At 34.8% G+C, this 26,454-nt stretch carries 30 protein-coding genes and 1 pseudogene; 26 read left to right on the forward strand and 5 right to left on the reverse strand.

The window, feature by feature from the left end; genetic code table 11:
- Positions 1-119 precede the first annotated feature (119 nt).
- Both tsaA and WAX78_RS00840 read left to right on the forward strand, forming a co-directional pair.
- Positions 120-593 (forward strand): tRNA (N6-threonylcarbamoyladenosine(37)-N6)-methyltransferase TrmO, encoded by a 474-nt coding sequence (gene tsaA, locus WAX78_RS00835; RefSeq protein WP_336480431.1) that lies wholly within the window; start codon positions 120-122, stop codon positions 591-593.
- Positions 590-1,030, forward strand: a complete 441-nt coding sequence (locus WAX78_RS00840; protein WP_336480432.1) for a GNAT family N-acetyltransferase — start codon at positions 590-592, stop codon at positions 1,028-1,030. The genes tsaA and WAX78_RS00840 overlap by 4 nt, the downstream gene beginning before the upstream one ends.
- A gap of 178 nt (positions 1,031-1,208) precedes the next feature.
- Here WAX78_RS00840 and WAX78_RS00845 read toward each other — a convergent pair whose 3' ends face one another.
- Positions 1,209-1,754, reverse strand: coding sequence for an HAD-IIIA family hydrolase (locus WAX78_RS00845; protein WP_336480433.1), 546 nt, complete (start codon positions 1,752-1,754; stop codon positions 1,209-1,211).
- 231 nt (positions 1,755-1,985) lie between these two features.
- Here WAX78_RS00845 and WAX78_RS00850 point away from each other — a divergent pair, with 231 nt between their 5' ends.
- The 6 genes from WAX78_RS00850 (at position 1,986) to WAX78_RS25105 (ending at position 6,299) form a co-directional block, all read left to right on the forward strand.
- On the forward strand, positions 1,986-2,696 hold the full coding sequence (locus WAX78_RS00850) for an ABC transporter ATP-binding protein (protein ID WP_336480434.1): 711 nt from the start codon (positions 1,986-1,988) through the stop codon (positions 2,694-2,696).
- Positions 2,689-3,951, forward strand: coding sequence for an ABC transporter permease (locus WAX78_RS00855; RefSeq protein WP_336480435.1), 1,263 nt, complete (start codon positions 2,689-2,691; stop codon positions 3,949-3,951). The genes WAX78_RS00850 and WAX78_RS00855 overlap by 8 nt, the downstream gene beginning before the upstream one ends.
- A 378-nt stretch (positions 3,952-4,329) precedes the next feature.
- Positions 4,330-4,905, forward strand: a complete 576-nt coding sequence (locus WAX78_RS00860; RefSeq protein ID WP_336480436.1) for a YpjP family protein — start codon at positions 4,330-4,332, stop codon at positions 4,903-4,905.
- Positions 4,906-5,040: 135 nt separating this feature from the next.
- Positions 5,041-5,670, forward strand: coding sequence for an HAD-IB family phosphatase (locus WAX78_RS00865; RefSeq protein ID WP_336480437.1), 630 nt, complete (start codon positions 5,041-5,043; stop codon positions 5,668-5,670).
- Between the two features lie 29 nt (positions 5,671-5,699).
- Entirely contained in the window at positions 5,700-5,864 is a 165-nt protein-coding gene (locus WAX78_RS25100; RefSeq protein ID WP_413789142.1) for a serine hydrolase, read from the forward strand.
- Positions 5,865-5,957: 93 nt separating this feature from the next.
- Complete coding sequence (locus tag WAX78_RS25105) at positions 5,958-6,299, forward strand: serine hydrolase domain-containing protein (protein WP_413789143.1); 342 nt, start codon at positions 5,958-5,960, stop codon at positions 6,297-6,299.
- Between the two features lie 95 nt (positions 6,300-6,394).
- On the opposite strand, the gene WAX78_RS00875 is transcribed toward WAX78_RS25105, so the two are convergent.
- Positions 6,395-7,852 (reverse strand): serine hydrolase, encoded by a 1,458-nt coding sequence (locus WAX78_RS00875; RefSeq protein ID WP_336480438.1) that lies wholly within the window; start codon positions 7,850-7,852, stop codon positions 6,395-6,397.
- A 270-nt stretch (positions 7,853-8,122) separates the two neighbouring features.
- On the opposite strand from WAX78_RS00875, the gene WAX78_RS00880 reads away from it, so the two are divergent.
- From WAX78_RS00880 to WAX78_RS00900, 5 genes are all read left to right on the forward strand, one after another.
- Positions 8,123-9,079 (forward strand): thymidylate synthase, encoded by a 957-nt coding sequence (locus WAX78_RS00880; protein WP_336480439.1) that lies wholly within the window; start codon positions 8,123-8,125, stop codon positions 9,077-9,079.
- 20 nt (positions 9,080-9,099) lie between these two features.
- Entirely contained in the window at positions 9,100-9,588 is a 489-nt protein-coding gene (locus WAX78_RS00885) for a dihydrofolate reductase (RefSeq protein WP_336480440.1), read from the forward strand.
- A 255-nt stretch (positions 9,589-9,843) separates the two neighbouring features.
- The gene (locus tag WAX78_RS00890; RefSeq protein WP_336480441.1) at positions 9,844-11,838 is read left to right on the forward strand and encodes a penicillin-binding transpeptidase domain-containing protein; all 1,995 of its coding nucleotides are present in this window, start codon (positions 9,844-9,846) and stop codon (positions 11,836-11,838) included.
- A 331-nt stretch (positions 11,839-12,169) separates the two neighbouring features.
- Complete coding sequence (locus tag WAX78_RS00895; RefSeq protein ID WP_336480442.1) at positions 12,170-12,805, forward strand: FMN-dependent NADH-azoreductase; 636 nt, start codon at positions 12,170-12,172, stop codon at positions 12,803-12,805.
- 113 nt (positions 12,806-12,918) lie between these two features.
- Entirely contained in the window at positions 12,919-13,638 is a 720-nt protein-coding gene (locus WAX78_RS00900) for a lysophospholipid acyltransferase family protein (RefSeq protein WP_336480443.1), read from the forward strand.
- Positions 13,639-13,668: 30 nt separating this feature from the next.
- Here the strand turns inward: WAX78_RS00900 and trhA are convergent, their stop codons facing one another.
- Entirely contained in the window at positions 13,669-14,325 is a 657-nt protein-coding gene (gene trhA, locus WAX78_RS00905) for a PAQR family membrane homeostasis protein TrhA (protein WP_336480444.1), read from the reverse strand.
- A gap of 215 nt (positions 14,326-14,540) precedes the next feature.
- Between trhA and WAX78_RS00910 the strand changes: the two genes are divergently transcribed.
- The 4 genes from WAX78_RS00910 to WAX78_RS00925 all read left to right on the forward strand — a co-directional run bounded on the left by WAX78_RS00910 (position 14,541) and on the right by WAX78_RS00925 (position 16,945).
- Positions 14,541-14,717 (forward strand): twin-arginine translocase TatA/TatE family subunit, encoded by a 177-nt coding sequence (locus WAX78_RS00910; protein WP_098307191.1) that lies wholly within the window; start codon positions 14,541-14,543, stop codon positions 14,715-14,717.
- A gap of 82 nt (positions 14,718-14,799) precedes the next feature.
- Positions 14,800-15,543 carry a twin-arginine translocase subunit TatC gene (tatC, locus tag WAX78_RS00915; RefSeq protein WP_336481324.1) on the forward strand — a complete coding sequence of 248 codons (744 nt, stop codon included), beginning with the start codon at positions 14,800-14,802 and terminating at the stop codon, positions 15,541-15,543.
- 155 nt (positions 15,544-15,698) lie between these two features.
- A complete protein-coding gene (locus WAX78_RS00920; protein ID WP_141524979.1) occupies positions 15,699-15,950 on the forward strand; it encodes a DUF2535 family protein in 252 nt (83 codons plus the stop codon).
- Between the two features lie 152 nt (positions 15,951-16,102).
- Entirely contained in the window at positions 16,103-16,945 is an 843-nt protein-coding gene (locus WAX78_RS00925) for a DegV family protein (RefSeq protein ID WP_336480445.1), read from the forward strand.
- A 102-nt stretch (positions 16,946-17,047) separates the two neighbouring features.
- On the opposite strand, the gene WAX78_RS00930 is transcribed toward WAX78_RS00925, so the two are convergent.
- Positions 17,048-18,028, reverse strand: a complete 981-nt coding sequence (locus WAX78_RS00930) for an MBL fold metallo-hydrolase (protein WP_336480446.1) — start codon at positions 18,026-18,028, stop codon at positions 17,048-17,050.
- 134 nt (positions 18,029-18,162) lie between these two features.
- Here WAX78_RS00930 and WAX78_RS00935 point away from each other — a divergent pair, with 134 nt between their 5' ends.
- Positions 18,163-18,621 (forward strand): helix-turn-helix transcriptional regulator, encoded by a 459-nt coding sequence (locus WAX78_RS00935; RefSeq protein WP_336480447.1) that lies wholly within the window; start codon positions 18,163-18,165, stop codon positions 18,619-18,621.
- 162 nt (positions 18,622-18,783) lie between these two features.
- Positions 18,784-19,371, forward strand: a complete 588-nt coding sequence (locus WAX78_RS00940; protein WP_336480448.1) for an SCO family protein — start codon at positions 18,784-18,786, stop codon at positions 19,369-19,371.
- A gap of 26 nt (positions 19,372-19,397) precedes the next feature.
- Here WAX78_RS00940 and WAX78_RS00945 read toward each other — a convergent pair whose 3' ends face one another.
- Entirely contained in the window at positions 19,398-19,856 is a 459-nt protein-coding gene (locus WAX78_RS00945) for an Hsp20/alpha crystallin family protein (RefSeq protein ID WP_336480449.1), read from the reverse strand.
- 224 nt (positions 19,857-20,080) lie between these two features.
- Here WAX78_RS00945 and asnB point away from each other — a divergent pair, with 224 nt between their 5' ends.
- From asnB to WAX78_RS00980, 7 genes and pseudogenes are all read left to right on the forward strand, one after another.
- Positions 20,081-21,982 (forward strand): asparagine synthase (glutamine-hydrolyzing), encoded by a 1,902-nt coding sequence (asnB, locus tag WAX78_RS00950; protein WP_336480450.1) that lies wholly within the window; start codon positions 20,081-20,083, stop codon positions 21,980-21,982.
- Between the two features lie 97 nt (positions 21,983-22,079).
- On the forward strand, positions 22,080-22,439 hold the full coding sequence (locus tag WAX78_RS00955) for a GNAT family N-acetyltransferase (protein ID WP_336480451.1): 360 nt from the start codon (positions 22,080-22,082) through the stop codon (positions 22,437-22,439).
- Positions 22,440-22,455: 16 nt separating this feature from the next.
- Complete coding sequence (locus tag WAX78_RS00960; RefSeq protein WP_336480452.1) at positions 22,456-22,944, forward strand: GNAT family N-acetyltransferase; 489 nt, start codon at positions 22,456-22,458, stop codon at positions 22,942-22,944.
- Between the two features lie 18 nt (positions 22,945-22,962).
- A complete protein-coding gene (locus WAX78_RS00965; protein WP_336481325.1) occupies positions 22,963-23,292 on the forward strand; it encodes a hypothetical protein in 330 nt (109 codons plus the stop codon).
- A gap of 196 nt (positions 23,293-23,488) precedes the next feature.
- Positions 23,489-24,055 (forward strand): annotated as a pseudogene (locus WAX78_RS00970) (N-acetylmuramoyl-L-alanine amidase); the annotation flags it as partial.
- A 587-nt stretch (positions 24,056-24,642) separates the two neighbouring features.
- On the forward strand, positions 24,643-25,512 hold the full coding sequence (gene dat / locus WAX78_RS00975) for a D-amino-acid transaminase (RefSeq protein ID WP_336480453.1): 870 nt from the start codon (positions 24,643-24,645) through the stop codon (positions 25,510-25,512).
- Between the two features lie 189 nt (positions 25,513-25,701).
- The gene (locus WAX78_RS00980) at positions 25,702-26,349 is read left to right on the forward strand and encodes a nitroreductase family protein (RefSeq protein WP_336480454.1); all 648 of its coding nucleotides are present in this window, start codon (positions 25,702-25,704) and stop codon (positions 26,347-26,349) included.
- Positions 26,350-26,454: the final 105 nt, after the last annotated feature.

A 26,454-nucleotide genomic window follows, 5' to 3' on the forward strand; every position in this document is an offset into this window, starting at 1 on the left:
GAGTTAAATGCTTTCTCTTCTTTTTCACATAATATCATTATGTAAACTGATATATTATTCCTGGAAAGTATTCAGAAAATATATTATAATGTAAGGGGTTACAAAAAAGGGGGGATACGATGTTTTCGTTACAACCGATCGCTTTTGTACATAATGAACGAATTGCTGTGGAAGATGATTTGTGGGGAGAAATCGAGTCTGTTATTGAATTGACGGATTCATATACAGAAGAGAGTTTACAAGGGATTGAACAATTTTCACATATCGAAGTTATTTTTTATTTTGATAGAGTAACAGATGACAACATTCAGTACACGGCAAGACATCCTCGAAATAATGAAGAGTATCCGAAAGTTGGTATTTTTGCACAGCGAGGGAAAAATCGTCCGAATAAATTAGGTGCTACAATTGTAAAAGTAGTACGTAGAGAAGGAAAGAAATTAGTAGTGCAAGGGTTAGATGCGATTGATGGTACCCCTATTTTAGATATGAAGCCAGTTATGAAAGAGTTTTTGCCAAGAGAAGAAATCCGGCAGCCAGATTGGGCAACGGATTTAATGAAGAACTATTGGAAAGGAAGCGAAGAGAAGTGAAAATATATCAAGCATCTATAGAAGAATTACAAGGAGTAGCAACACTATTTAATGAATATCGTATGTTTTATAGACAAGATTCTAATATTGAAGAAGCAGAACAATTTTTACGTGAACGTATAGAACGAAAAGAATCCGTTATCTTTGTGGCAGTAGAAGATGGAAAATACGTTGGATTTACGCAGCTATATCCTTCTTTTTCGTCTATTTCGATGAAAGAGTTATGGATTTTAAATGATTTATTTGTGCGAAAGGAAGCAAGAGGAACTGGGGTAGGGAAAGAATTGTTAGCAAAGGCGAAGCAATTTGCAGTGGAGACAGGTGCAAAAGGATTAAAGCTCCAAACGGAAGTAGATAATGCAACAGCACAGCATTTATATGTAGGGAACGGTTATATAAGAGATGATCGCTATTTTCATTATGAATTGAATTTATAAAAATCCATATATAACTAGTGATACATAACCAAGCATATGGCGATTCAGTCTCATAATATATGAATATGTAGGGACAAGCTTTTTATAGAGAAATAATTTTAGTATTTTCACAGTTGAGGTATGCAAGGACGAGTGAGCTGATTAAACAGCAATGCCATTTTACATGGCATTGCTGTTTTTATTGTAAGATATGTTGTGTAAAGAGCCATGAAACAGCATATTCTAAATTTTCTGCAATATAATTAGCCTCCATATTAGCCCATTTATGACGATATGTATGTAATGCATCATATCCAGCCCCTGTTTGTACTAAAATCGTTGTTGCACCGACCTTTATACCTGCAACAATATCACTCCAGCGATCACCGATTACAACACATTTTGTTAAATCGAGATCATGTTTTTTCGCTGCTTGAAGAAGCATTCCTATTTCAGGTTTACGACATGTACAGCCATCACTGTGCCGGTGCGGACAAAGATATATGTCGTCAAAACCGAATGCTTCTAATTCCTCAATAAAGTCTTCTTTTGTTGCTTTACCATCAGCAATACCAGGTTGGTTTGTAAAAGAAAATAGTTGTATATTTTGTTCTTTTAGCTTATCTAGAGTTATCTTAGTAAATGAAAATAACTGAAATTTTCCAGGATAATGAATCGTTGTATCGCCGCCGATTGTACCGTCACGATCGATAAAAATAGCTTCGATGCTTCGTTTATTTGTCATAGTATATGTCCTTTCTCGTCGTTTGCTAGAAATGTTTTATAAAAAGGTGTGCATGGAATAACAAAAAATATTTTGACCTCAGAATATAAAGGATTCTACTATTAACATTGTTTTCCTGCATATGAATTGCATCTTTGCTGCGTTTTAGTTTGAAAAGTATTTTTATAGAAAAATATGTTATTATTTTCATAGGTATTTATTGTAATTTTCTGTAGAGAGAGAGGGGTACATGTGCTGCAAGTTAACATAAAATCGGCTGGATACGAAGCTGGAGAACAAACGATTCATAATATTGCTTTTTCAATTGAACAAGGTGAACTAGTTGCTTTAATTGGCGCAAACGGAGCAGGAAAGAGTACAACAATAAAATCGATTCTTGGATTATTGGCGCATATGGAAGGGGAAGTTTCGTTTGGAGATAAAAAGAATCCGTATGCATATGTACCTGAACATCCGACATATTATGATTACTTAACATTGTGGGAACATATTGAACTATTAATGGCCGCCAGGGATGTTGAATCAGGAAGCTGGGAAATCCAAGCGGATGAGTTGTTACGTACGTTTCGGATGGACAAGCATAAGCATGAATATTTATCGAAGTTTTCAAAAGGAATGAAACAAAAATCGATGCTTATTTTAGCTTTTTTAACAGAACCAGACTTTTATATTATTGACGAACCGTTTATTGGATTAGATCCGACAGCGACTCGTGATTTTCTTCATTTTTTGTATAAAGAAAAGGAACGCGGTGCAGGTATTTTACTGTGCACGCATGTGCTAGATACAGCAGAAAGAATATGTGAGCGTTTCTTATTAATTTCAGAAGGAACATTATTTGCAAATGGAAATCTACATAGCATTCAAACGCTTGCTAATATGCCAGAAGGCACATTGTTAGATTGCTTTGATGTAATTGTAAGGCGGGAACAACATGATTAGAAAACTATTTTATAGAAGGTTGTTTCATGAGGTAAAACGAAAGTGGAGGGCGATACGATCCGTTGTCGATTGGACGATTGCATTATACTTAATTGTTCCAGCGCTTGTCTTTAGCTGGATCTATTATGCTTCACTTTGGAAGCATGGACTGACATCTGAAGATGTATTATATTGCTCTGCCGGATTTCTTATATTTTATGTAGCGACATTTTCAAGAAGTGTACGCTCGTTTTTAGAACAAGCGGATAGTTTGTTTTTAATTCAATTTCCAAGTTATATAAAACAAATGATGAAATATGGAATGGTCTATTCTTTTTGTCGCATTTGTTTCACAAGTGCACTTATAATCATTCTATGTCTACCAATTTTTTTGAAAAGTTTGAATGGAACTGGTGTGCAAGCTTTTTTCTGTTTTGTGTTTTTGACTTGTTTTCGTTTCACATTTGCCCTGTTGCAACGCTATATTGATGTTCGATTCCATAAGCAGTGGCAAGTAATAATTATAAAAAGTATTCTCTTTTTTGTAGGGATTGTATATGTAGGTATAACATTTAGATATATACTACAACAGTCTTTTTATACGTTTTTTTTCTTTTTACTTCTCTTTATCATAAGTTTTTTCTTAGTAAAAGAAAAAATGCACTATCATCGCTTCTTCTTTAAAGAAATTGAAAAAGAAAAAAGAGAAGAAATGAGATGGACAACACAAATTATGGCATTTGGAGGTCAGGTACAAAAACCTACAAATGCAGCGAAGCCGTGGCTATTTCCGCGTTCTAAACGTATATTAATAGGAAATAGCAATGATTCTAGAATCATTGAAGCATTTTTAAAGGAATATTTTCGTTCGGGTGATGCAGGTGGTTTTTACATTCGCATTGTCTTTGTTAGTGCAAATGCGATTTGGATTGCACCATGGTGGATTGCTACAATCGTTATTTTGTTTGCTTCATTTGCAATATTTCGTTATTCAAGTGACATATGGAAAGTTTTTTCTGGAAAACTATTTTTACAGTTATATTGTTCAGACGGAAAGAAACTATGGCTTTCACAGAAGGCGAAGGGATATTTGTTTATACCAGCTTTATTTGTATACGGTATTGTTGTACTAGCGCAATTTTATGTCATGGCTGCTGGAATTTGTGCGGGAGTTGCAATCTTAATAACAGTGTGGATTTTATTTGTCCCGAACAAACGGGCGGTAAGACTCTCTCATCAAGATACTGAAAAAGCAAAAAAAGTAAGCGGAATATAAATGTATGTAAGAACCCGATTGGTTGGGTTTTCCATCAGTGGAGAATGAAGAAAAATCTCTGCTAATAGTTAGTTGAACTTTATACTTAACAAAAAAAGAGCTGTATAGCTCTTTTTGTTAATCTGTAATGGACACATACATAAAATAGATGAGAACAACAATGCTTACACCTGAAAAGAGAAGATCGAGATTCAAAAGAAAAACCTCCTAGTAAAACCAAAGAATAATACTTATTGTATGAAATCTTACTATTCCATATTCAAATTTTTATAAATAATGTTAACGTTAATAAATTTGTAAAGTGCAAAAATTGGCATCATTTTGTATAATGGAAGAAACAGTTATAAAAACATAAGCAAAGAAAGGGAGGTATGTAAAATGCCAAATTGGATGAAAAAGACGCTCGTCACATTAATTACTATATTTACATTTGGATTAGTAACACCTCCTTCTGTGCTACTTGACAATGCAAAAGCGGACAAGCCTACAAAACAGCAAAATCTAGAGCGAACGCCGTATACATTGGATGAAAAACAAAATGAGATAAGCCCAGAAGTATTTCTCTCTTATGCGATGCAAGAAGCAGAGCGGCAATCAATGGAGAAATTTGGATCGAAAATTGGACCAGTAATTGAAGATGAGTTTAAGGGTATTGTATTGCCGAAAATAGAAGAAGCAATTGCAGAACTTGCAAAGACTACACCAGAAGATTCATTACAGTCTTTAGCGATTTCGCAAAAGCCCGCAGGTGGAAAACATGAAAAAATTTTTCATGTTTATGATACAAAAACCGGAAATGACTTACTGCGTTTTCACGTGAGACGAGATCATCCGCCGCAAGACGGCTATTATTTTAATTTTCATTATCATCGTTATGAAGATGATTTTACAGCACACCATGAGCTTGGGGATATTTATTGGAATACAAATACACCGCCGCAATGGCTTTCATAGGAAAAGGAGAACAAGGTTATATGCCTTGTTCTTTTTTTGGAGATGAAGAAAAAGTAAATAAAAGGTAATATCAATTTGAAAGAGAATTCATAAGTATAAAGAATATAAAAGTCATGATAACAAGGAGCATTCGTAATGAATAAATATGTTATTTTTGATTTTGATGGTACGTTAGTAGATTCTAAAGATATCTTTATTCCTATTTTCAATGAAATAGCAGAGAAACACCGTTTTAAACAGGTAAGAGAAGAGGATGTTGAAGCATTGCGGAAGTTATCAATTCCTGAGAGGTGTAAATTGCTTCACGTGCCTCTGTACAAAATCCCTATGATAGCATTAGAGTTTTATAAATTATATCAACCATCGATCTCAAATCTTACTTTGTTCGATGGAATAAGAGATGTTTTGCAGACGTTGAAAGAGAGCGGCTATGAAATTGTTATTGTATCATCGAATGCTGAGGAGCATATTCGGGAATTTTTACGTCATAATGAAATTGATTTTATTCATGATGTTTTTTGTTCTAATAACATTTTTGGAAAAGACAAAGTGATAAAGAAATTTTTAAAAGCAAATAAACTACAAAATTCCGATGTGATTTATGTTGGAGATGAACTTCGAGACATTGTATCTTGTAAAAAAATTGGTGTAGAAGTAATTTGGGTAAGCTGGGGCTATGATGTGATAGAAACGGTACGGGATGAATCTCCGAATTATATTGTGAATATGCCAAAAGAAATTGTAAGTGTTGTGAATTCAAAATAGTATAAAGTGGGAAAGGTAGCAAGGGGAATATGTCGGAGAAAATGTATGAACCAGACAGTGACTTTCAATATTCAGATGCAGGCTTTTGTATCATACAGCAATTAATAGAAGATGTTTGTGGTAAACCTTTTACGGTGTTAATGAATGAACATATTTTTGAAACGTTACATATGAAAAACAGCACATTAGAATAAACGCTGTTAAAAGTAAGAAATGGACAATTTTCTTGTGGTCACAATAAAAAAGGAGAAATAGTTCATGGTGAATATCCAATCTATCCATATCCAGTGGCTTCTGGACTTTGGACAACACCAACAGACTTAGCAATTTTAGTAATTGAATTAATGAATTCTTTAAAAGGTAAAAGTAAAATTGGTCTTTCTGAAAATAAGGCAAAAGAACTCATTACTTCACAAGGTTGTAAAGAATGGACTGGTCTAGGCGTTTTTCTCGATGGTTCAGGAGAAAAAATTGAAATTTTCTCACTTGGTTGGGGGATAGGATTTCAATGTATGCTGGTTGCTTATCCGTATTTAGAAATAGGTGTTGTCATTATGACAAATACAGATTTAGGAGTTCATCAAATGAAGGGCATTATTGGAGAAATATTTGCATCTCTTACTATGTAATGAGCCGAATTACAAGTAGGATTGTTTAAAGGAAAAGAGCGCTGCACAAAAGTCAGCGCTCTTTATTTTGGGAATAAACTTTACTAGTGAAAATTCTATTTTTCAGTTTTCGTAAACAGAAGTGGCTTTGTGCTTAACGTTGCTGGTAGGTGCAGTTTAAGCTCGTTTAGTACACCTGCTGTATTCATCTCATAAGAAACTAATATGTTCATTTCCATTTGGAAAACATCCCATTTTGTACTGAACATATCATAGTGATGATGGTTCATTTCAATATCAAATGAGGCAAATTTTAAGTATAAAGTTTCATTTCGTTTGTGTATTTCTATTGTTCCGTAAGCAGGATGTTCGAACGTTCCGGTATAATCCTTTAACGGATGTGAAAGAACGGTTTCCTTTACTTGTGGTAGTGGCTTGTTCATTTCTTTCATTATTTCTTTAAGCTGTGCTGTATCTTCTACAGCACGTTTATGCCAATCAATTGGTTCTAATCCAAGCAATTCATCATAAATTTGATGCGCAAGGTAAGAAGGAAGTAACGTTTTACCGGAATTCGTTAACACGACAAGACCAATATTATGTTCTGGCATAAAAGAAACGAGAGATGTGAATCCATCGATATTTCCGCCGTGATGGATTTCTTTATGTCCACGATAGGCACTAATAAACCAGCCGAGACCGTAGCTGTTTAATGGGCATTCCGGCAGAGCGAACATTGGATCATCTGGAATTGGAATATGTGGTGTATACATTTGTTGGAGCAAATCTTGTGCAAGTAGTTCATGTTCACCAACTTTTCCTTTATTTAAATGAAGTAACACCCATTTTGCCATATCTTCTATATTTGAGTTCATACATCCAGCAGCGCCAATGGTATCAAGGTTGCAGAAAGGTACTTCTGTTATATTTTCATCTTTCTCGATATAAGGAAGTGCATGGTCATCTGATTTTTGTGAAGTACTAACTGAAAAATTTGTGCGTTCCATATGGAGAGGTTCTAAAATATGTTCTGTTACATATTGTTCCCATGTTTGATTTGTAATGTTTTCAGCAATATAACTAATCGTGGCATACATTAAGTTGTTATATAAAAATGCCGAGCGAAATGGTGCATCTAGTTCTAAGTGGCGAATTTTTTCAGCGATTTCTTGTCGAGTTAAAGAAGAGACATACCATAATGTATCATGACGACTAACGCCGGTCCTGTGAGATGCTAGGTCACGAGCTGTTGTTTGTGTGCTTGCTAGCGGATCATGAAGTGAAAAAGTTGGAATGTACGTTTGCACAGGTGTATCCCAATTAAATTTTTGCTGCTGTGCGAGTAAGCTTAAAGAAAGTGTACCAAATGCTTTTGTCGATGAACCAATTGCAAATAACGTTTTTGGGGTAACTGATTTTTTATTTTTTGTATCACGGAACCCATAACCTTCTGAGAATACTACTTCTCCGTTTTTTACGATAGCAACTGCAGCTCCAGGGACGTTTAAATCTTTCATCATGTTTTGGATTTTTGTATGTAATTTACTTGTAAGAGGCATTTCAATTTTTTGCATAGTAAAACCTCCACTCATATATTATTTACTTCCGCACTATAGTTTCTTGAAAAGGATAGGAAAACCCTTTTTCTTTTTGTGGGAAAGATTTACAAAATTATGTCAGATTTTGAAGGTGAAAAATTTTTTTAATACTAGGTTTCTGCGCGTGTATTCTATACGAGAGAGTTTTTTACTAAAAAGGCTGTGTGAAATTCAAATGCATATATGATAAACTCCATATAGGAAAAAATAATGTTACATAAAGCAATTGTGAAAGAAGGTTACTTGATGAAACACGCAGAGTATGAATATTTAAATATGTGCCGTCACGTTATGGAAAACGGTACGAGAAAAGAAGATCGCACTGGTACAGGAACAGTATCTGTATTTGGGTATCAAATGCGCTTTGATTTAAGTCAAGGTTTTCCGTTACTTACGACAAAACGTGTGCCGTTTCGTTTAGTAGCGAGCGAACTTCTTTGGTTTATGAAAGGTGACACAAACATTCGTTATTTGTTGCAGCATAATAATAATATTTGGAACGAATGGGCGTTTAAAAATTGGATAGAGAGCGATACGTATACAGGGCCAGATATGACAGACTTTGGACTGCGTTCTCAGCAAGATGAAGAATTTAATAAGCAATATGAAGAACAAATGGAATTGTTTAAAACAAAAGTGTTAGAAGATGACGAATTTGCGAAGCGTTACGGTAATTTAGGAGATGTGTATGGGAAACAGTGGCGTGCTTGGAAAACGACTGCTGGAGAAACGCTTGATCAATTGCAAGACGTAATTGATATGATTAAGAAAAACCCAGATTCCCGCCGTTTAATTGTATCCGCATGGAATCCGGAAGATGTACCAAGTATGGCACTGCCACCTTGTCATACATTATTCCAATTTTATGTGGCAGATGGGAAATTATCTTGTCAGCTATATCAACGCAGCGGTGATATTTTCCTCGGTATTCCGTTTAATATAGCTAGTTATTCGTTATTAACACATTTAATTGCGCATGAGTGTGGTTTAGAAGTGGGTGAGTTTGTTCATACAATTGGTGATGCACATATTTACACAAACCATTTTGAACAAGTGGAAAAACAATTAGCACGTGAACCGCGTCCGTTCCCAACGTTAAAGCTAAATCCAGATGTGAAATCTATCTTTGATTTTGAAATGAATGATCTTGTGTTAGAAGGATACGATCCGCATCCAGCAATTAAAGCACCGGTAGCTGTGTAAACGAAGATAGGGGGATATATATGATTTCATTACTTGTAGCAATGGATAAAAATCGTCTAATCGGTAAAGACAACCAATTGCCTTGGCATCTTCCGGCAGATTTGGCATATTTTAAAAAAGTAACAATGGGACATCCAATGATTATGGGAAGAAAAACATTTGAATCTATTGGAAGACCTTTACCTGGGAGAACAAATATTATTTTAACTCGTAACAAAAATTATGAAATGGAAGGCTGTGAAGTCATCCATTCTATTGATGATGTGCAGAAAATGGACGAGCAACTGAATGAAGAAATTTTTGTGATTGGCGGTGCAGAGATTTTTAAAGAAGTTCTTCCGTTTGCGGATCGCTTGTACATTACGAAAATTGAAGAAGTATTTGAAGGCGACACATTCTTCCCGGAAATCAATTATGATGAGTGGGAAGAAATATCTGTAGAACAAGGCGTGACAGATGAGAAAAATCCATATACATATGCTTATCATGTGTATGGTAAACGAAAATAAAGATAAAAAAGCTTGGTATGTGACATATACTAAGCTTTTTTATCTTTAGGTAAATAGTGAATCGTATCTTTTCTAAACGAAATAATGATATAACTTCTTCTGTTTGTTCACAATCTTATTAAAAGAAGAAAATAAGATTTATAGAAGGAATAATATAAAGAGCGGTGCATATTGCATCGCTCTTTATATTGGGATATTTTTGTAAAATTGGAGTTTTATATTATAATAACATCGAGGCGTAAAGGAGGAGAAGAAGTGAAAAAACTATGGGGAATACTTTTTATTTTTTCAATGCTATTCATAGTAGGCTGCGGGAAAGAAGAGAAGCCAGAGCAAGCGATGGATACATATGCAAAAGCATGGAATGAACAAAAGTTTGATAAAATGTATGAACAGTTATCGAAAGAGGCAAAGCAGTCGATTACAAAAGAAGATTTTGTAAAGAAATATGAAAATGTTTATACAGGAATTGCGGTTGAAAATTTAAAAGTAGAAGCAGTAACGAAAAAAGAAGACAAAAAAGATGAGAAAAATAATGCGAATGTACCTTTTAAAGTAAGCATGGATACAATCGGCGGGAAGATTACGTTTGAAAATGATGCAAAATTTGTGAAAGAAAAGGATGGAGATAAGGACGTCTGGAAGGTTGATTGGAATCCATCATTTATTTTTCCAACTATGAAACAAGATGATAAAGTACTTGTTCAATCATTTTCGCCAAAGCGCGGTGAAATTTATGACAGGAACGGAAGTGGATTAGCAACGAATGGGAAAGCTTCAGAAGTTGGAGTTGTGCCTGGGAAATTAGGTGAATCAGCTCAGCAAACTAAAGAAACATTAGCAAAATTATTAAATATGTCGGTTGAAGATATCGAAAAGAGATTAACAGCGAAATGGGTACAACCAGGCTACTATGTTCCGCTTTCTATTTTGCCTGAGGGTGCAAATGAAAATGATTACATATCTATGCCCGGTGTAGCGACGCGTACAGTGAATGTTCGGACATATCCTTTAGGAGAAGCTGCGGCACATTTAACTGGTTATATGGGGAAAGTGAATGCAGAGGATTTAAAGAAAATGGAAGGGAAAGGATATAAAGCCGATGATCCTATTGGAAGAACAGGTCTAGAAAGTGTTTTTGAAGATAAACTCCGCGGTGAAAAAGGCGGACGTGTTTATATTGCCGATGCAAAAGGAAAAGAATTGAAAGAACTTTCTAAAAAAGAAGCGAAAGATGGCGAAAATATTACACTTACGATTGATGGGAACTTGCAACAAAAAATTTATGCAGAAATGAAGGGCGAAGCGGGTTCAAGTGCAGCAGTGCATCCACAAACAGGAGAAACATTAGCGCTTGTAAGTAGTCCATCATACAATCCAAACGCTATGATAAGAGAGTCAGCAAAAGCAGAGCGAGATGCTTGGAATAATGATCCGAAAAAGCCGATGACAAATCGGTTTACCCAAGTATACGCACCTGGCTCCGTCTTTAAGTCAATTACAGGCGCAATTGGTTTAGAAACAAAAGTACTAAATCCAAAAGAATCTATTAAAATTGATGGTGTAAAATGGGCAAAAGATTCTTCTTGGGGTAACTATTATGTAACGCGTGTCAAAGATGTCAATCCAGTTGATTTTGAAAAAGCAATGATGTATTCTGATAACATTTATTTTGCGCAGGAAGCATTAAAAATTGGTAAAGATAAGTTTATAGAAGAAGCGAAGAAATTTGGATTTGGTGAAAAGTTACCGATTGAATATGGATTTGCAACTTCGCAAATTGCAAAAGATGGTATAAAAAATGATATTCAACTTGCTGATACAGGGTATGGTCAAGGGGAAGTTTTAATGTCATCTCTTCACGTTGCATTATCTTATGCGCCAATTGTAAATGAGGGAAATATTCCATCTCCACACCTTTTAAAAGATGAAAAGCAGGTAAAGGCATGGAAAGAAAATGTGGTATCAAAAGAGAACGGTGCTATTTTGAAAGACGCTTTAATAAAAGTTGTGAATGATCCAGAAGGAACAGGTAAGATTGCAAAATTAGATGGTATTACGCTTGCTGGAAAAACAGGAACAGCGGAATTAAAAGAATCAAAAGAAGCGGATGGTAAAGAGTTAGGGTGGTTTGTTGCATTTGATGCAAATTCTCCAAATATGGTTGTGGCAATGATGATTGAAGATGTAAAAGGTAGAGGTGGAAGTAGTATTCCAGCTGAGAAAGTCAAACGTGTGTTTCAAAAGTGATGGACAATAAGCTATCTCATTCAAAAGTGAGATAGCTTATTTTTTTTGATATTTCTACTTGAAGATGATGAGAAACCAAAGAAGAGAGGGAAATAACTGCCGATATGCCTCTAATTGTTGATAACTTTCCGTAACTTGGTTATGGATTTCTTTCACCGATGAAAGTTTTGCGCAATGTAGTTATTTACTTACGAAAAAAAAGTTACTATTTTTATTGACAGATAAACGTTAATTATATATTATTACTTATGTAAGGTAAGTTGTTTACTTTTCAATAATAAAATCTCGAATTGAAGATATTAACGAAGAGAAAAAAGGGAGAGAAATCAATATGACAAAAGTACTATTTATTACAGCAAATCCAAATCCAGCAGAAGTATCATTTGGCATGGCAGTAGGAGAAGCATTTATTGATGCTTACAAACAAGCGAATCCACAAGATGACGTTGTAACAATTGATTTATTCCATACAAACGTACCCGCAATTGATGGTGAAGTGCTTGCTGCTTGGGGGAAACTTGGGGCAGGAGAAGGCTTTGAAACATTAAGTGAAAGCCAACAACAAAAAGTTGCAGCAATGAGTGGGAACTTAGAAACATTTATGCATGCAGATAAATACGTATTTGTAACACCAATGTGGAACTTGAGCTATCCACCAGTTGTAAAAGCATACTTAGATAATTTATCAATTGCAGGTAAAACATTTAAATATACTGAAAATGGTCCAGTTGGTTTATTAGAAGGCAAAAAAGCGCTTCATATCCAAGCAACAGGCGGCGTTTACTCTGAAGGACCATATGCAGCAATGGATTTTGGCGGTAACCACTTAAAAGCGATGTTAAATTTCATGGGTGTAACGGAAGTAGAATATATTGCAGTAGAAGGTATGAGTGCAAATCCTGCACAGGCACCTGAAATTAAGGAACAAGCAATTGAAAAAGCACGTGAATTAGCAAAACAATTCTAATCTATCATATTATAAAAAATGTCCAAACGCTTGTCGTTTGGACATTTTTTCTTCTTTTTCCTTCGTTTGTCTAGTATAATGAAGTACGGAATTACAATATGTGGGGGTTCTATATGATTCAAACGGTTTTTAAGATTTTTTACTTAATTTTAATAGTAATTGGTATTACGCCAAGAATGTGGCGTATAAAACGAAAGTTACATACACTATCGCCGCAAGAAAAAGATCGTCTGGTGTTTAAAACAACAAATTGGTTTGGTAAGAAGATGATTCATGTAGCTGGATCAACAGTACAAGTGAATGGACTTGAAAATGTACCACAGGATAAGCCAGTGCTAGTAGTAAGTAATCATCAAAGTGATATGGATATTCCTGTTTTAATGGGCTATTTAAATAAGCCAATTGGATTTGTTTCGAAAGTAGAAATTAAAAAGTTTCCACTTGTATCTACATGGATGGAATTGATGAACTGTGTATTTATGGATCGCAAGGATCGCCGTCAATCTTTACAAGCTATTAAAGATGGAATTGAGCTGTTGAAGCAAGGACATTCTATCATTATTTTTCCAGAAGGAACTCGTAGTAAGGGTGCTGGAATGGGAGAATTTAAAGCTGGTAGTTTCCATCTTGCTGTCAAATCAGGTGTAGCGATTTTACCAGTAACAGTGGACGGGACTTATAAAATGTTTGAAGCAAACGGTAATCGAATGAAACCGGCGCATGCAACAGTCACAATTTCGAAACCAATTACAGCAGAACAATATCAAAATATGGATATTAAAGAATTAACGAAATATACGCAAGATATTATTGCGGGTCAGCTAAATAAGTAAAAAAGTCTCAGCTATAAAGCTGAGACTTTTTTACGCTACAGGTAATACATAAAATAAAACACAGAAGAACATCATCGCACTTCCACCTAATACAAATACGTGCCAAATTGCATGATTGAATGGGAGCTTTTCCCATAAAAAGAAGATGGCGCCGACAGAGTATAAAATTCCACCGATTAATAATAAGGAAAAGCCATGCCCTGTTAAGTTTTCATATAACGGCTGAATAGCAACAATGATGAGCCAGCCCATAATGACGTAAAACAAAGTCGATAGTTTAATAAAACGACGTACAAAAAAGATTTTAAAGACGATTCCGGCAATTGCTAATGTCCAAATGATTGCGAGTAATGTCCAGCCCAGTGGCCCGCGCAGTGTAACGAGTAAAAATGGTGTATATGTGCCGGCAATTAATAAATAAATGGCAGAATGATCTAAGATAGTCAATAACTTCTCTACCTTTGGATGATGAATGCTATGTAATAGCGTTGAACATAAATATAGTAAAAACATGCTCACACCATATACAGTAAATCCAACAATTGCTGATGCAGTTCCGTGCTTTGATGCGTGAATAATTAAAATAATTAACGCAGGAATACTTAAAATGGCACCGATGCCATGTGTAATTGCATTTGCGATTTCTTCTTTAACAAACTGAGTCATTCGAGTCATCTTTTGAGCCATGTTTCGACTCCTTTCTCACATAGTAAAATGAGGAGTATAGTTTCTTTCACCATATCATATACAAAAGGAATAGGAAATGAAAATTGTATAAAAATTATATTTTCAAATTTTTTTGACAAAAGACAGCGGATACATTGACGTTTACAAACTTTTTTGACAAAATGAAATTAAGGGATAGTAGAACCATTCAATCTACTTATAAGGGGGATGGAAATATGTTTTCAAATATTGGTTTTCCAGGCTTAATTTTAATTTTAGTAGCCGTACTTATTTTATTTGGTCCCAAAAAATTACCTGAAATTGGACGAGCTTTAGGAGAAACTTTAAAAGAATTTAAGAAATCAACAAAAGAATTAACAGATGATGCTTTTCAAGATAAAGAACGTAAATAATATATTGTATAATTTAGAAAAGATGTAAGGCGGGAATCTCTCTTGCATCTTTTTTATCTGATGAAAAAGAGTGGTGAAAAAAATGGATGATCGAGAAATGAGTGTTATAGAGCATATTAGTGAATTGCGAAAGCGTTTAATTATTACCGTCCTATCATTTGTTTTTTTCTTAATTATAGGATTTGTATACGCAAAAGATATTTATTTTTTTCTGGTGAAAGATTTAACAATGAAATTGACAGTTTTAGGTCCAAGTGATGTGTTATGGATTTTCTTTTCCATTGCTTCGCTCTGTGCAATTGTTTGTACAATACCAATAGCTGCAGTTCAATTATGGTTATTTGTAAAGCCGGGTTTGCATCCGAAGGAACAAAAAATGACTTTAATGTACATTCCTGTGTTATTTATATTATTTATTGCAGGCCTATGTTTCGGATATTTTATTGTGATGCCGTTTTTATTTCACTTTTTAACGCAGCTTGGAAATGAGATGTTTAATACGATGTTTACAACTGAGAAATATTTTTATTTTGTATTAAATTTAACGGTACCATTTGCAGTTATATTTGAATTACCTATTGTTGTTATGTTCTTAACAAGTATAGGCTTGTTAACGCCATCCTTGCTGCAACGTATAAGGAGATATGCATATGTTATGTTAATTATTATAGCATCATGTATATCGCCACCTGATTTTTTATCTCATAGTTTAGTAGCGGTACCTCTTATATGTATATATGAAATTAGTATCATTCTGTCGAAAATTGTGTATAAGCGTAAACAAAGTCGTGAAAATGATTTTGGATCGAAAAGTGCCCCTTTATAACAGGCACTTTTTTTATTTATTTGTTATACTATTCATGTAAGCGTATACAATATAAAGAAGAAAAAAATTATTGCTTCTCCAAAATTTAGACAAACTTTTTGTCTTTGTCGGTTTATACTAACATTATAAATCCAAAAAAAAAGAGGATTGATATCGTGATTATGAAGAGTTTTTATTTTACTCATCCAACAGGAAAATGCGTAAAGGTGGTCGAAATTCCTGTGCTACAAACACAGCACCCATTAGCGTTTCAAATTCAGTCGCGTCTTCAGCTCTTTATCTCCAAAATTCAAAAACAAAAACAACCAAGATTTTCGTACTCATTTCGAGAATATTTGCGAAGTTGTTTAAAATGGAATGATTATTCAAATGTATATGAAACAAATACGTTAGAAAAAAATGCATAGAAAAAATGTAAGGCAGAGCAAAAGTGCTCTGCCTTACATTTTTTGCTTCGAAAAGCGAGGATTTTGTCGGAAAATCACCTCAAACTGTTGAAAGCAGTGGGAATACTAGTATAATAACAGGGAGAGCGTAGTGGAAAGGGAAGAAGTAAAATATGCAAAAAATTAAAATTGTTACAGACTCAACGGCAGATTTATCACAAGATGTGATTGAGAAATATGATATTCATGTTATCCCATTATCAATTTCTGTGAACGGAGAAACTTATTTAGATCGTGTAGATTTACAACCTGATGAGTTTATTGATGAAATGGAAAAATCGGAAGAATTGCCAAAAACATCTCAGCCAGCAGTTGGCTCATTTGTAGAATTGTATGATCGTTTAGGCGAGGACGGCAGCCAAGTTCTTTCGATTCACTTAACACATGGCCTAAGTGGATCAGTTGCGACAGCAAGCAGTGCGGCAACAATGACAGATACAAAAGTAACGGTAGTAGATTCTTTATTGATTACTCATGCTTTAGGATATCAAGTAATTGAGGCAGCGAAAATGGCGCAAGAAGGACGTTCTTTAGAAGATATTTTAAAACGTGTTGAAGAAGTTAGAAAAAACACGCGTCTATTCGTTGTCGTTGATACGTTAGAAAATCTTGTAAAAGGCGGTCGTATTGGTAAAGGAAAAGCAATGATTGGATCTTTATTAAATATTAAGCCGATTGCTAGTGTTGAAGACGGGGTCCTCAATCCGATTACTAAGGTACGTAGTCAAGGACAAGTCGTAAAAACATTAGCGAAAATATTTGAAGAAGATATAGCTGGTAAAACAGTAAAAGCAGTTGCAATTCCACATGCAAAAGCATTACCGTTAGCGCAGAAGATGAAAGAGGCAGTTGAAAAGATTAGTGGATTTACACAATCAGAAATTTTCTTTACAACACCTGTTATTAGTACACATACAGGTGTTGGGGCGATTGGATTCTCTTATTTCGCAGAATAGAAAAGAGCTACTTGATTATATTCAAGTAGCTTTTTTGTGTAGTACAAAAAATAATGTGCACGATACAAACACGCATAATCATGTACTGATTTTGTAAATGTACTATACATGCGTATTTTCTTTGTTTACTTTTTCTTCTTGTACGGAAGGCGAAGTAGCAATATATGTTTGCCCAAGAAATAAAACGTGCAATTGTTCCCAAGGGAGCATTCGTAAATTCCAATTGTTACGAAGTCTTGTAATTGCCTCCTTTGGCGTTTCATCTGCGAGCGAAAATGTACCGTAATGCATGGGGATAAAATGTTTTGCTTTTATATCTAAAAACGCTTGCACTGCTTCTTCTGGAGAAATATGTGATATTTTCATAAACCATTCGGGTTCATAGGCTCCAATTGGCATGAGGGCAATATCAATAGTAAAACGTTCTCCGATTTCTTTAAACCCCCGAAAATATCCGCTATCACCGCAAAAATAAATCGTTTCTTCGGTTGTTTTATTGTCAATGATCCATCCTCCCCAATGAGAGGAGTTCATATCAAATAATGATCTTCTCGTCCAATGTTGAGCTGGAACAAAGTGCAAATGTACATTATCAATTACTGTATGTTCCCACCAGTTATATTCTTCAACATGGAAAAATTTCTTTCGTAAAAATAACTTTTTTAAACCGCTTGGCACTAAATATAGTACATCCGATTTTAGTTGACGAAGCGTTGGAAAATCAAGGTGATCGTAGTGACCGTGAGAAATAAGTACCACATCAATGGGCGGTAGTTCTTCAAGAATCAGTCCAGGATCTGTAAGTCGTGGTACAATTTTAACTTTTTTAGACCATACAGGATCAGTTAAAATATTGAGTCCATTTGTTTGAATAAGGAATGTCGAGTGGCCAATCCATGTAACGGTTGTTTTATATTTATTTGCACGTAAAAATGCAGCTTGTTTTACAGGCGATTGTTCTATAACGAAAGAAAAGTCTTTCTTCTTTTGGTTGCGTTCTTTTCTCCACCGTAAAAATTCTCTTATTGGTTTTTTTGTACTAATATTATCCATGTTCTCATAACGCTTTTCACACATGAACATCACCTCACATGAAATCTATTAGTACTATTGTATTGAAGTGTTGTTAAGGAAAGAAGTCAATGAAATTGACTAATTATTAAAAAAGTGTAAAATTACAACGAGGTAATCTTTACAAAGCAAGAAGAGGTGTTCATATGAATAAAGATCAAGTGGTATTGAAAATCGCGAAAAGAATGAAGCTGATTCGAACAGAACATAATTATACACAAGAAGAAATGGCAGAGATTTTAGGTCTTTCCAAAAAGACGCTAGTTCAAATTGAAAAAGAACGCAATTCACCTTCGTGGACGACTGTTGTTGCGGTATGTGCGTTGTTTCAAGATAGCGAAGTGTTACAAACTGCGTTTGGGGGATCTGCTCTTGAAGTTGTCCAAACAATTTCTCATCATCATATTGAATATAAAAAAGAAAAAACGATGGGTGGACATGTATGGTGGAAGGAAATTGAGAAAAAGGGTCCTTTTTGCTTACAGCAAAATATTGTCAGTCAACATTATCGTATTTTAGATGACGAAGATTATAGATGGTTTAGCACATTCAATAAAGAAGAAGCTATTGAAAAATTAGTACGATTTAGTGAACAAGTGAAGTAAACACTTCTCTTGTAGTGTTTATCTTTGTTACAATAAAGTGAAATTTTCATTAGTAGGATTGTCCTTGTGTTGATAGGAATATCTTACAAATCAGACTCTTACTGTTCGTTAGCATAGGATAGAAGAAATGTTATATTTTGAAAGAGAGAAGGGTGTTCTAGAATGAAGAAATATCAAAAATGGATTGGTATTCTTACTGCTCTTTGCTTACTAGTCTTAGCTGGATGCAGTTCAGGATCAAAACTTCGAAATCCATTAAATTGGGATGTTGAAAGTTTTCAATACATAAATCAAAATGGTGAAAAGTTTGGCACGAAAGATTTAAAAGGAAAAGTGTGGGTAGCGGATTTCGTATTTACACACTGTCAAACGGTATGCCCGCCACTGACGGCTAATATGGCGAAATTACAAAAGTTAGCAAAAGAACAAAAACTAGATGTTCAGTTTGTATCGTTCAGTGTTGATCCGGAGGTAGATAAGCCCGAAAATTTAAAAGCGTTCGCACAAAAGTTCACAGATGATACGAAGAACTGGAATTTGTTAACTGGGTATACGCAAGATGACATTGAAAAGTTTGCAAAGAAAAATTTCCAAATGCTTGTTGACAAACCTGAAAATACAGATCAAGTTGTTCATGGGACATCATTTTATTTAGTAGATCAAAACGGGAAAGTCCTGAAGAAATATAGTGGTATTACGAATACACCGTATGATGATATACTACGTGATATTAAGCGTTTAACACAGTAAAAAAGGATGCGAATGGGCATCCTTTTTTATTCAATCGATAAAATATCATGTTGCTGCGGAAGTTTTGGAGCACGAATTTCTAAAATGCCATCTTGATAAGAAGCTTTCGCTTGTTTTTTATTAATCGTATACGGTAGTTTAATCATGCGGGAAGCTTCTGACACTGCGCGTTCGCGGCGATAATAATTATGTGATTCTTTTATTTCTTCTCCTAAAACATCTTCTTTTACGGAAATTTTTAAGTATTCACCCTGTATTTCAATTTGAATTTGTTGTTTTTGAACACCAGGAAGTTCAGCTTTTATAACAAGGTCTTCTCCTACTTCAAATAAATCAACAGGGAATGTTAATAAACGATTTCCTTTTTGGAAAAAGTGATTCATATCTGCAATAACATCACGAAGCGGAGTTTGTTCGAAAAAGTCATCAATTTGCTTTAAATAACTTCGAAATGGCGGACGTGAAGGTTTTTGTTCATCACTCATAATTTCTCCTCCTAAAGATAAATCTGAAATATCATATGACCAAAATGCCTAAATGTGAGTGTGTTTTTTTTCAGTTGTGTAAGAAATTGAAAGTTGATGAAGGATAAGATAAGAATAGGAGCGGTTTTTTTGTACTTTTTGTCGCCATATTGTTATGATTATGCTAGTATAAATAGGGTTAGTAGTATAGAAAAAGAATGAAAACCGAAAGAGGGTAAGAAAGTATGTGTGGTTTTGTAGGATGTTTATGTGAAAACCCTAGAGAGTTTTCAGCAGAAGAAAAACATCAATTTGAAAATATGAATACGATTATCTTTCACCGTGGTCCAGACGATGAAGGATACTTCCGTGATGAACATGTACAATTTGGCTTCCGCCGTTTAAGTATTATTGACTTAGAGGCAGGACATCAGCCGTTAACCTATGAAAATGATCGTTATGTAATTATTTTTAATGGTGAAATTTATAACTATGTAGAGCTTCGTGAAATGCTTCTTGAAAAAGGTGCAACATTTGCGACGCAATCTGATACAGAAGTAATCATTGCATTGTATGCTCATATGAAAGAAAAATGTGTAGATTACCTTCGTGGTATGTTTGCATTTATGATTTGGGATCGCGAAGAGAAAAAACTTTTCGGTGCGCGTGATCATTTCGGTATTAAGCCACTTTACGTTGCACAGCACGGAGATACAACGTTCTTTGCATCTGAAAAGAAAAGTATCTTACATGTGATGGAAGATAAAGGAGTAAATCCAGCTTCTCTACAACATTACTTTACGTATCAATATGCTCCGGAGCCTGAAACATTAACAGTGGATATTAACAAAATTGAGCCGGGTCATTACTTTGTAAAAGAGCTTGGTAAAGAGATGGAAATTCGCCGTTATTGGCAACCATATTTCAATGCATCTGATGCAACGAAAGAAGAGCATATTCAAGCAATTCGCGACGTATTATACGATTCTGTAAAAATGCATATGCGTAGTGATGTACCAGTAGGTTCATTTTTATCTGGTGGTATTGATTCATCGATTATCGCGTCTATTGCGAAAGAAATGAATCCAAATCTGTTAACTTTCTCTGTAGGCTTTGATCGTCGCGGTTTTAGTGAGGTTGACGTAGCGAAAGAGACAGCAGAAAAATTAGGTGTGAAAAATTATAGCGTATTCGTAACACCGCAAGAATTCATGGATGAATTCCCGAAAATTATGTGGCATATGGATGATCCGTTAGCGGACCCAGCAGCTGTACCGTTGTATTTCGTTGCGAAAGAAGCGCGTAAGCATGTGACGGTTGTTCTTTCTGGTGAAGGATCAGACGAGCTGTTTGGTGGATATAACATTTATCGTGAGCCAAACTCTTTAAAAATGTTCTCTTACATTCCTAGTCCAGGAAAGCGTGTGCTAAAAGCGTTAAGTGGTGCGTTAAAAGAAGGATTCAAAGGAAAGAGCTTCTTAGAGCGCGGATGTACACCAATTGAAGAGCGTTACTATGGAAATGCGAAAATTTTCCGTGAAGAAGAGAAAGCAGCGCTTATGAAGCACTACAATGAGAGTGTGAATTACATGGATATTACGAAGCCATTGTATGATGACATTAAGAATTACGATGATGTAAGCAAAATGCAATACATTGACATGTTCACATGGCTGCGCGGTGACATTTTATTAAAAGCTGATAAAATGACAATGGCGCATTCATTAGAACTTCGTGTACCATTTTTAGATAAAGAAGTATTTGATGTTGCATCTAAAATTCCAACAGAATTAAAGATTGCAAACGGTACAACAAAAGCAATTTTACGTGAAGCTGTACGCGGTATTGTACCAGATCACGTATTAGATCGTAAGAAACTAGGCTTCCCAGTACCAATTCGTCACTGGTTAAAAGATGAAATGCATGATTGGGCTGTAAACATTATTAAAGAAAGCAAAACAGAGCATTTAATCGACAAGCAGTACGTATTAAACTTATTAGAAGCGCATTGTGCAGATAAAGGCGATTACAGCCGTAAAATTTGGACAGTACTTGCATTTATGGTATGGCATCAAATTTTTGTTGAGCATAAATATGATACAAATGTGTTCCATGAAGAAACAAAGCGTGCTTATAGCTTAGTATAAATAGAAAACCTTAAGATAACATTGTTATCTTAAGGTTTTTTTCATAAATACTTGTCCTACTTGATACAATAATAATAAGAATGAAGGTGAAATAGTTATGTTAACGTTTGAAAAAGTTATCAATGAAACAGGTTTAGTAATAGAAGAAATGTTTTCTTCTCATGATCTACCAGCTCAAGATGTAGCGTATTGTATAAAAGCAGACGATACATACGTAGGGATTATTGATTATACTGTGCAACAAAGTAAAGCCATTTTATCGTATCTTCTCATTCATCATGATTATGAAGGATACGGGTATGGAACAAATGCTTATTACACGTTTGAAGAAATTGTCAAAAGAGATCACGTGAAAGAGATTGAAATCACACTTATAGATAAGAATGAAAGAGTGATAGCGTTTTTTGAACAATTTGGCTTTCAACAAAATAATCATGTTTATATAAAGCAATTGTAATGGGGGAGAAGAAGAAATGGAAATTCGCAGCGCATATAGAGAAGATGTAAGAGCTATTTTACATATATATAATGACGCAATTGTACATACAACCGCTACATTTGATTTGCAAGAGAAATCATTAACAGAAATGAATGTGTGGTTTGATGCACATAATGAAATGTACCCAGTCATCGTTGCTGAAGAAGATGGTATCGTACTTGGGTATTGCTCTTTATCACCATTTCGGGAAAAAGAGGCATATAAGCAGACGGTAGAAATTTCAGTTTATGTGGGAAAGCAAGCGCGTGGGAAAGGTATTGCGAAGAAATTGCTAGGTCGCATACTTCAATTGGCTGAAGAAGCAGGGCATCACACTATTATTGCGGGGATTACAAAGGGGAATGACATAAGTGTGAAGTTGCATGAACAGATGGGATTTACATATGTAGGATGTTTTCGAGAGGTTGGCTATAAGTTTAATGAGTGGCAAGATGTGTTATTTTATCAGTACATTATAAAATAAGGTGGGAAGTGTATGGGAATGACACTAGCGCTTATTATAGTTTTAAGCTGTTTTTTATTTGCAGAGTTATTTCAATTACTTGTGAAAAATATATTGAATAAGAAGCGTACACCATATGAGTGGCGATATTTCCCTTTGTTTTCAATATTGTTTCTTGCGTTATATACTTTGCAAAAAATCACTTTTTTCCCACCACCAATTGCAATTTTTTTAAAATTAGGTTTACTGTATAGCGGTATTGGTATGGGAATTCTATTCTGTCTATTTTGTATGAGATATATCCACTATCAAACTTATATTTTTATTTTAAATTGGTTGAAACGAGATGATGGAAACCGTCTTTCATAAGGCGGTTTTTATTTATCACGTTATTTGCGGGCAGTAAAATCTTCACCTCAAGGTTGAGAAGATAGGTGGGGGATGAAGAAAAGCCCCACTGATGGAAGTTTCACTTTATCATTGTCACATTCTATCAATTTTATGAATAAAATAAGACAAGCACAATAATATGCGTTTTAATCAAGGGAAAGAAAGGGAATGACTGATGAAACTTGTCATTGATGCAGGACATGATGGATATGATTCCGGTGCTGTTGGAAATGGCTTAGTAGAAAAAAATCTTACGTTACAAGTTGCACAGCGTGTTCGTGATATTTTACTAGCGAACTATTATGTGGACATTGAAATGACACGTGATAGCGATGTATACCTAGCATTATCACAACGGGCAAATATCGCTAATTCATATAATGCTGATTTCTTCATTTCATTTCATATTAATGACGGTGGTGGGACAGGCTATGAAGACTATATTTATAATGGTCTCCCAAGCGGTAGTTCTGCGGCAGAAAAACAAGCAAAAATGCATGAAGCAGTAAGTTCTGTTTTAACTCAGTATGGTTTGCGTGACCGCGGTGCTAAAACGGCAAATTATGCAGTATTAAGAGAAACAACGATGGACGCTCTCTTAACAGAAACAGCATTTATTGACACAACGCTTGATGCAAATTTACTAAAGAATCAACAATTTATTGAAGATATATGTCAAGCCTATACACGCGGAATTGTGAATATTATGGGATTGCCCGCAAAAGAGAATCCGAATCCTCCAACAAATCTTTAAAATGGGATGTATACTAAAAAACTAGGGTTCCATGTATTTTACAGGGATCCCTAATTTTTGTGAGTAGAAAACTATACTTTTTCAATGTACAAAGAGGCTTTCCGTTATGATAATTGCTTGAGATAATAACGTCTTCTTTTATTCATTCGTAGCTTTTGGCGCTGTTTCCTGTGAAATCGCTGCTTCCAATTCTGACTATAAGAATGAATAGAACGTACAATTAAAGGCGAAAATGCCCCGCTGAAACTATTATATCCTTCGAGAAACCCCAAACTAATCCCCCCTTTTTAGGAGATAAAAAACTGTGAGAATTAGATACCTTAAACGGTTCGCGTCTAATATTTTATGTATATATATATGTTATGAGCAAGTCCTTTTGTAGATTGTGTTAGCATTTAAGGGAGGAGTAATTTACGTTACTGTAATTTTATCTTTTACAAATTAATTTTATGATTTTCTTAAGAATAACAATAAATGTAGAGAAGTTTTTTGTTGTATAAAAGAGTGAAAATTCTTTCTTTTTAAATAATTCAAGTTGTACAATGGAAGTATATATGAAGAGGAGGCGAGAGATTATGAAAAGTGTTCATAAAGATTGGATTTTATTTAATGGAAGCATTGTGAATACGAAAGAGAAAGAACCAATGATTTCATTAGAAGAGAGAGGGCTACAGTTTGGGGATGGAGTATATGAAGTATTTCGTTTATATGATGGGAAGCCTCATTTATTAGATCTCCATTTAGATCGTTTCTTCCGATCTATGGAGGAAATTGAATTAGAACCACCATTTTCAAAAGAAGAACTTATTTCTCAATTGCAACAATTGATTGAAAAGAATCAATTTAAAGAAGATGGGAATGTATATATTCAAATTTCGAGAGGTGTACAACCTAGAAATCACTTGTTCGAATTAAATCTCCAACCTACATATTATGCAAATATCGTACCATTTCCGAGGCCAACTTCTCTTATAGAAAATGGAATTAAAGCGACAGCAGCTGAAGATATACGCTGGCATCGTTGTCATATTAAATCTCTTAATCTACTTCCTAATATCATGATTAAAAATAAAATTGCAAAAGAAGGCTATTATGAAGCAATTTTAGTTCGTAATGGCATTGTAACAGAAGGGTGTCATTCTAATTTCTTTATCGTAAAAAATGGAACCCTTATTACACACCCTGCGAATCAATTTATTTTGTATGGAATTACACGTCATCACGTAATTTCCTTAGCAAAGCAGTTGAATATTCCTGTAGAAGAACGCCAATTTTCCCTTCAAGAAGTATATGAAGCGGAGGAGTGTTTTTTTACAGCTACGCCTATTGAAATTGTACCAGTAACGCAAATTGGGAAAGATTGGTACCAAACGGAAGAACAACGAGTTATAAAAAAGTTGCAGGCTGCGTATAAAGAAAGTGTTTATACTGCTAACATAAAGTGAAACTTCCATCAGTGGGAGGTTTCATCCTCCACTGATAGAAAGTCCGCCTAATCGGGCTTTTACTGCCTGCGAATAGCGGGATAAAATAAAAACTTAAAAAGCTGGAACAAGTCCAGCTTTTTTTGGTTATATGATATAATCAGACAGGTAGGGATTTTGAAAACGTTATAAAAGGGGATTTTGAATTATATGGATTATCAAGCATTCAAAGAGATTATTCATGGGCGCCGTAGCGTTCGTAAATTTACAGAGCAAGACGTTTCTGTGGAAGATATCGAAGAAATTATTGATTGTGCGAGATATGCACCGAGTGATACAAATTCACAAACGTGGGAATTTGTCGTTATTATGAATCGTGACAAAATCAAAGACATAGAAGAAATGACATGGAATGCATTACATAAACGAGCAGAAGAGGCTACAGAAAAAGGAGAAGAAAAAGCAGCGAAGTTATTGACTCGTTCTTTTGGACCATACGCAACAGCTTTTTCAGATGCGCCTGTTTTAATCATTTGTTTAGCAACGCCATATCAGTCTAAGTTTCGTGAAAAGATTTTTGATCCGATTGATTTTGTTCCAGAGTCTATTTGGGAAGAAGAAGGGATTAAAAGCAGTTGTTTAGCTGCACAAAATTTGATGCTCGCGGCCCATGCTCGCGGTCTTGGTACATGTCCAATGACAGGACCGGTGTTATTAGCACAGGATGAGCTAAGAAGCTATTTACAAATTGAATCTGATAAACAAATTAATATGGTTATTTCGTTAGGGCATCCAAAGGATCAGCCGAAAAAGTTAGCTCGAAAAGAAGTAGCAGAAATTACAAAATTTATTAAATAAAGTAAGGCTTCTATTAATAGAGATAAACGTTGAAATAATCTTAGTTGTAAGGACTAAGATTATTTTTCATGTAGAAATGAAGGAAATATATAATTAAGAGGCTGT

It is taken from the genome of Bacillus yunxiaonensis (assembly GCF_037104695.1).
Lineage (GTDB): Bacteria > Bacillota > Bacilli > Bacillales > Bacillaceae_G > Bacillus_A > Bacillus_A yunxiaonensis.